We start from the raw sequence: 1,200 nt of genomic DNA, 5'->3' as shown, positions 1-1,200 counted from the left end.
GGGGGGGGGGGGGGGGGGGGGGGGGGGGGGGGGGGGGGGGGGGGGGGGGGGGGGGGGGGGGGGGGGGGGGGGGGGGGGTTTTTTTTTTTTTTTTTTTTTTTTTTTTTTTTTTTTTTTTTTTTTTTTTTTTTTTTTTTTTTTTTTTTTTTTTTTTTTAGCTGGTGGATACACAGGTCATGCGGATAAGGAGCCTCGGTATGGTTACAGGTCTCCAGAAAAAAGGTGCGATCGGCTGGCGGCTCTGGCTCTGGCTCTGGCTCTGGCTCTGGCTCTGGCTCTGGCTCTGGCTCTGGCTCTGGCTCTGGCTCTGGCTCTGGCTCTCTGCTCGGTCTCTCCCTGGGGCGGTTCGTAGACATGGCGTACATAGGCATCGTCTTCAGGCGCCGGCAGCGCCTTGCGGTCGAGTTTGCCGTTGGGCGTCAGCGGCATCGGGATATGGGGAGAGCTGCTGGGTGTGCAGAGGGTAGGGCGTCACGATAACTTCTTCGAACTGGGCGGCCACTCGCTCATGGCCGTGAAGTTGATGGAGCGCATGCGGCGCTTGGGATACTCGATCTGGGAAGAATTGCTCGGTGTTGACAAGGTTGGCCGGAACGATAACTTCTTCGAACTGGGCGGCCACTCGCTTATGGCCGTACGCCTGCTGGGCCGATTGCCACATGCTCTCGGTTTGCCTGATTACATGGTGCCGACGGCCTTCGTGCAACTGGACACGATGCCGCTGACGCCCAACGGCAAACTCGACCGCAAGGCGCTGCCGGCGCCTGAAGACGATGCCTATGTACGCCATGACATAGGCATCGTCTTCAGGCGCCGGCAGCGCCTTGCGGTCGAGTTTGCCGTTGGGCGTCAGCGGCATCGTGTCCAGCTGCACGAAGGCTGCCGGCACCATGTAATCAGGCAAGCATGCGGTCAGATGGGATGCGCGCTGCGTGCGGCTGCGGGCTATCACCGGCATCGGGCCGATCACGGCCGATGCCGCGGTGGCCACGGTGGGCGATGCCCGTGAATTCAAGCAAGGGCGCCAGATGGCCGCCTGGCTGAGCCTGGTGCCCACGTGCGCAAGAGCTGAAGAGCGTTGCGTAGTTTGCGGAAACAAGGCACCACTCGCAGTGGCGGGTGCCTAACAACTCGTGTATGGACTCCCCCTGCAAGTAACCGAGTACATACTCGTTGGCAAAACGGTGCGGTTGCGTTCGT

General features: G+C 60.4%; 1 protein-coding gene and 1 pseudogene. One reads left to right on the top strand and one right to left on the bottom strand.

Going from position 1 to position 1,200, the window contains the following annotated elements:
* Nucleotides 1-376: 376 nt before the first annotated feature.
* The gene (locus BTJ49_RS16090) at nucleotides 377-991 is read right to left on the bottom strand and encodes a hypothetical protein (RefSeq protein WP_304598400.1); all 615 of its coding nucleotides are present in this window, start codon (nucleotides 989-991) and stop codon (nucleotides 377-379) included.
* Here BTJ49_RS16090 and BTJ49_RS16010 point away from each other — a divergent pair.
* Nucleotides 936-1,055, top strand: a pseudogene (locus BTJ49_RS16010) (transposase); the annotation flags it as partial. The gene BTJ49_RS16090 and the pseudogene BTJ49_RS16010 sit on opposite strands and share 56 nt — an antisense overlap.
* Nucleotides 1,056-1,200: the final 145 nt, after the last annotated feature.

Source organism: Oleiagrimonas sp. MCCC 1A03011 (assembly GCF_003267965.1).
GTDB lineage: Bacteria > Pseudomonadota > Gammaproteobacteria > Xanthomonadales > Rhodanobacteraceae > Oleiagrimonas > Oleiagrimonas citrea.
The sequence above is the reverse complement of the archived record's forward strand: the minus strand, read 5'-3'. Positions and strand labels throughout refer to the sequence as shown.